Source organism: Mesorhizobium sp. M7A.F.Ca.US.006.04.2.1, from assembly GCF_004022915.1.
Taxonomy (GTDB): Bacteria; Pseudomonadota; Alphaproteobacteria; order Rhizobiales; family Rhizobiaceae; genus Mesorhizobium; species Mesorhizobium ciceri.
Genome location: NZ_RZQA01000479.1, coordinates 1 through 5,019, shown reverse-complemented (window position 1 = coordinate 5,019; position 5,019 = coordinate 1). Strand labels below are relative to the sequence as shown.

Annotated in this window: 4 protein-coding genes and 2 pseudogenes; 2 read left to right on the top strand and 4 right to left on the bottom strand. The window is 63.4% G+C overall.

Annotated features, from left to right (window positions below; translation table 11 throughout):
• A partial coding sequence (gene hisD / locus EN925_RS23110) for a histidinol dehydrogenase (RefSeq protein WP_128336952.1) occupies positions 1-1,136 on the bottom strand: 1,136 nt, incomplete at its 3' end.
• Between the two features lie 207 nt (positions 1,137-1,343).
• Positions 1,344-2,117, bottom strand: a complete 774-nt coding sequence (locus tag EN925_RS23100; protein WP_127368123.1) for a glucose 1-dehydrogenase — start codon at positions 2,115-2,117, stop codon at positions 1,344-1,346.
• A 148-nt stretch (positions 2,118-2,265) separates the two neighbouring features.
• Here EN925_RS23100 and EN925_RS23095 point away from each other — a divergent pair.
• Together EN925_RS23095 and EN925_RS23090 are read left to right on the top strand one after the other, a co-directional pair.
• Positions 2,266-3,350 (top strand): annotated as a pseudogene (locus EN925_RS23095) (histidinol-phosphate transaminase).
• Between the two features lie 105 nt (positions 3,351-3,455).
• Positions 3,456-3,824 (top strand): hypothetical protein, encoded by a 369-nt coding sequence (locus EN925_RS23090; RefSeq protein ID WP_224620654.1) that lies wholly within the window; start codon positions 3,456-3,458, stop codon positions 3,822-3,824.
• A gap of 147 nt (positions 3,825-3,971) precedes the next feature.
• On the opposite strand, the gene EN925_RS23085 is transcribed toward EN925_RS23090, so the two are convergent.
• Both EN925_RS23085 and EN925_RS23080 read right to left on the bottom strand, forming a co-directional pair.
• A complete protein-coding gene (locus tag EN925_RS23085) occupies positions 3,972-4,655 on the bottom strand; it encodes an SGNH/GDSL hydrolase family protein (RefSeq protein WP_013530477.1) in 684 nt (227 codons plus the stop codon).
• Positions 4,656-4,744: 89 nt separating this feature from the next.
• Positions 4,745-5,019, bottom strand: a pseudogene (locus tag EN925_RS23080) (ABC transporter permease); the annotation flags it as partial.

Genomic DNA, 5,019 nt, shown 5'->3' with positions numbered 1-5,019 from the left:
CTGGTCGGCAGCACCGCATTGGGTCCAAGCACGAAATTGGCCAGCGTCACCGGCGTGTGCGGCCCCATCAGGATTTCAGCCGCCTCCGTGATGCGCCCGAGATGCGCGAACGGCTCCTTCGACAGGATCTCGAGATGTTCGGGCGCATAGTCGTTGATGAAGCGGTAGCTGTCTTCCAGCGACGCGGTCAGCACGATGCCACCGCGCTTGCCGGTCAGCACCGCGCGTGAAAACTCGACACGCTGCTCGGTCATCCGCGACCAGTGCTCCGGGATTGCAGCCAATGCGGCTTCGGCGATCTTGCGGCTGTGCGTCACCAGATAGGCCGAAGAATCCGGCCCGTGTTCGGCTTCGATCAACAGGTCGAGCGCAGCAAGCCCGCCGTCGACGCTGTCATCGGCAAAGATGATTGCTTCGGACGGCCCGGCCGGAAGGCCTGTGTTGATGACCGACGACAGCACGCTCTTGGCCGCCACCACCCAGGGGCTGCCGGGGCCGACGATCTTGAGCGCGGGCTTCACCGTCTCCGTGCCGTAGGCGACGGCGGCAACTGCCTGAGCGCCGCCGCATTTGTAGACGGTTCCGACGCCAGCGAGGCGTGCGGCGACCAACGTTGCCGCGTCCACCGAACCATCCGATGTCGGCGGCGTCACGATGGCGATTTGCGGCACGCCGGCAATCACCGCCGGCACCGACGTCATCATCGTCACCGATGGGAAAGCACCCTTGCCGCGCGGCACGTAGAGCGCAACGGAAGCGATCGGCGTGTACCGGTCGCCGGCATAGGCGCCCGGCCGGACTTCCTTGAGCCACATCGTTTCCGGCTTCTGCTCCTCATGGAAATGCCTGATGTTGTCGATGCCGAACTGGATGCTCTCGACGACGTCCTTTTCCACCTTGTCGAACGCCGCGTCGAACTCGGCTTCCGACACCTGCAGCTCGCCCTCGGCGACATTGGCCTTGTCGAGTTCCCTGGCGAAGCGGATCAAGGCGGCGTCGCCTTCGTCCTTGACGGCCTGGATGATCGGCCGGACCTTCTCGACGAAGACCGTCAGATCGGCCTCGGCGCGCTTCAGCAGACTGGCGCGCTGGTCGGCATCGATGGATGACAAATCGTGGAAGCTGATGTCGGACATGGCTGCTCGTTCTCCTGGAACTCTTGGAACGCAATGACGGCTGGCGCAGGCCGGCCATATGCTGCGGGCCGACAGGTCGACCCTGAACAAGGATCAAAGCCGTCGAGAGGCTTCACTTGGGCAAAAGTATATACATGTCTATGTGACGGTCGCCAGCGATTTTTCCATCATCCTTCCCGTCGAAACTACCGAGATAAACCTGCCTCATCAGATCGAGGCGAGAAAGCCGCCATCGACCGGAATGGACTGGCCGGTTATGTAGGCCGCCGCATCCGAAGCGAGGAACACGGCGATGCCATGCAGGTCGGAGAGATCACCGAAACGCCGCTGCGGGATCTTGGCCAGCATGGAGTGCTGCCATGCCTCGTTGTTGTAAAAAACGTCCGTCATCGCCGTCCTGAAATAGCCCGGCGCGATGGCGTTGACCCTTATGCCAAGCTCCGCCCACTCGGCCGCAAGCGCCCGCGTCATGCCGAGCAGGCCGGACTTCGACGAGCCATACGGCACCGCGGTTGGGATTCCGACTTCCGACGTCAGCGAGCACAGGTTGATGATGGTGCCGGGACGGCCGGCGTCGCGCATCTGCCGCGCGGCGGCCTGGGCGCAGAAGAACGCTCCCTTCAGATTCGTGTCGACGATCCTGTCCCACAGCGCCTCGTCGACATCGAGCGAGGGCCGCACCTCCTCCATCCCGACATTGTTGACGAGAATGTCGAGACCACCAAGCAGGCTGGCAGCCTCGTTGGTGGCTGCGCGGCAGCGGCCGACATCGGTGACGTCGAGAGCGACGGCATGCGCCACCCCACCGGCCGCGCGGATGGCGACCGTCGTGTGCTCCAGCGCGGCCAGGCTGCGCGCCGTGACCGCGACGTCGGCGCCGGCAGCACTCAGCGCTTCGGCGATGCTGCGCCCGATGCCACGGCTGGCGCCGGTGACAAGCGCCTTCCTGCCGGAGAGATCGAAGAGAGAAGCGTTGCGCATGTGATCCTCCTGGTCGGTGTCGGTTTCCGCTTCGGCGTAGAGACTATCAGGTCAGCTTACATATACAAGCATATACAAAGCATTTCAGCTGCGGTACGGATGACGAAATCCACCGCAGAGGAGCCAGCCCGTGTCGAAAGCCTCGGATATGGTCCGCACCGAAGTCAACTGCCTGTCGCCCTACAATTCCGGACTGACCATTGACGAGGTGCGGAAACGATACGCACCGGCCAGAATCGCCAAACTGGGCTCGAACGAAAACCCGCTCGGGCCCAGCCCGAGCCTCGCCGCCACGATGCATGCCGGCTCCGAGATGTTCCGCCTCTATCCGGACCCTGCCGGGCGCAAGCTGCGCCAGGCGATCGGCGACAAATATGCCGTCGCCGAGGACCAGATTATCCTCGGCAACGGTTCCGAAGATCTTCTCTCCGTCATCAGCCGCGCCGTGTTGCGGCCGGGCGACGCCGTCGTCACGCTCTATCCGTCGTTTCCGCTGCATGAGGACTACACGACGTTGTGGGCGCTACCGTCAAGCGCGTTGTCGTCAACGACGATCTGACCATCAATGTCGATGCGCTGGTCGAGGCGGTGCGCGAACGGCCGCGCATGCTGCTGTTCTCGAACCCGATGAACCCGGTCGGCAGCTGGCTCTCCGGCGGCGATCTGTCGAGGGTTCTGGATGCGACGAGCGACGAGACGCTGATCGTCATCGACGAAGCCTATGCCGAATATGCCAAGGGCGACGACTATGCGTCATCCCTGCCCTACCTGGGAAAGCTCGACCGGCCCTGGATCGTGCTTCGGACCTTTTCCAAGGCGTTCGGCCTGGCCGGATTGCGGATCGGCTTCGGCATCGTCGGCGACCCGGAGCTGCGCGCGCTGCTGGACCGCGTCCGCACGCCTTTCAACGCCAACGGCATGGCCCAGGCCGCAGCATTCGCGGCGCTGGCCGATGACGAACACCTCGCCAGGGTCGTAGCTCTGGCCAGGGCGGAGAGAAAACGCGTCGAGACTTTCCTGGCGAGCAAGGGCCTCGACGTCGCCGCCTCCAGAGGCAATTTCCTGTTCTTCAACTGCCGGCAGGATGCCTCCGTCTTCGTCGAAGGCCTGCTGCGGCAAGGGGTCATCGTCAAACCGTGGAAGCAGCAGGGCTTTGACACCTATGTGCGTGTCAGCATCGGCTCGACTTCGGAAAACGACCACTTCATGGCCGCTCTGTCGGCGCTGTTGTGAATGCACGTCTGGGCGGATCGCTCCGCGCTTGGGAGCCGATCGCTGCCGCCCTATTTCGCCCAAGGCCTTGACCGACGCTTGGCTTGGCTGCCGTGCGGATCGTCGATGACCACAGCGTATTTATTTGGCTTCGGACCAGCCGCAGGCCTTAACTTTCGCAGCGTGGGTTTTTACATCCGAGGGGTCTGCAAACGATCGACGCTTGAGGAGGCTCCCTTGCAGCAGCCAGATGACATAGCCGCCCGCCGATTGGGCATTCTCATCGAGCAATATGTGGAAGCGCGTAAAAAGCGCTATGACTATGTGTCGACCGAGCAGGCCTATCGGGCCATCCGGCAGGTCCTCAAACCCGCCATTCCCGATCGCGAGCTCGACGACATGGTCGCCTCACTTGCCGTCAAGAACGGCCTGGCGGTCGTCTTCGATCGTCAAACCAAAGCATCGGCCGATGATGTTCCGAGGCCAAGCCCCTAGATCGACGCACATCTGCCGGTGCCGGGCGCCATATCAACGCGGGGCCAAACGCATCGTTCGGCCCCGCATCGATGTGCATCGCCGGAGGAACCTGCGACACACCTGCGCCGTGGGCCTGTGTGCCGCAAGCCGACGGGCGTGGTGGCTTCAAGCGGCGGTGCTGACCTGGCCCGGCTCGAGGATCGACTTGACCTTGTCGGCGACGGCGCGTCCCAGATCGGCGTTGTTTGCGGCGGTGAAATGAATTCCGTCGACACCGTCCGTGGTGAGGTAATCGCCGGCATTGAGGAAATCGATCTTCATGAAATCCGCCATCGCCTTATACTGCCTGGCCAGGTCCCTGGATTTTTCGTGCCCGCCGCCGAACATGCCCTCGAACCATGGATCGGGCATCGGGGTCAGCGGCGGCGGCGCAATGACCAGCGCCTTGGGGGCCGGATAAGGGGTGCCGATGCCGCCGGCACTGGTCAGGATTTGCCCGACCAGTTTCGCCATTCCATTGGCGATCTCATAAGGCGTCCGGCGGAAATAGGACTTGGTGTCGTTGGTTCCGAGCATGACGATGACCAGGTCCAGCGGCAGATGGCTGGCGATGGCCGAGGGCAGGTAATTGGCGCCGTTCAGGCGCGGATCGTTGGGGTCGTCGAGACAGGTCGTGCGCGCGCTCAGGCCTTCCTCGATGATGTGGTAGCCCCCTCCCAGCGCCGCCGCCATCACACCGGTCCAGCGCTGGTCATAGGGGTAGCGGTAGGTCGGCGACCCCTCCTTGACCGGAACCCAGCCCCAGGTCAGCGAGTCGCCGTAGCACATGATGTTTTTTGGCGGTGACATCCATGTTCTCCATCTGTTTGCAATTGTCTGAACGCGTGGATTTGTCAGTCCCGGCGAACGCCGGTCGGCTTGCTTTTCGCCGTCTCAGGTCAGGGGTTTCGCACCCGCACTCCGTAGAAGATCGCGGCACCCAGGATGATGACGCCCTGCGCGATAAGCTTGCCGGGCTCGTCGATGCCGAGCACCGTCATCACCACGAACAGCAGAGCAAAGCACAACGCCCCGAAGAAAGGTCCCCAGACGCCACCGTCGCCGCGACCGAAGACGACGCCGCCGAGGATCGTTGCCGCGACCGCCAGGATCGGCAGGTCGAGGCCGACACGGACGCTGCCGACGGCGATCGAACCGGTCTGCACCAGGGCCG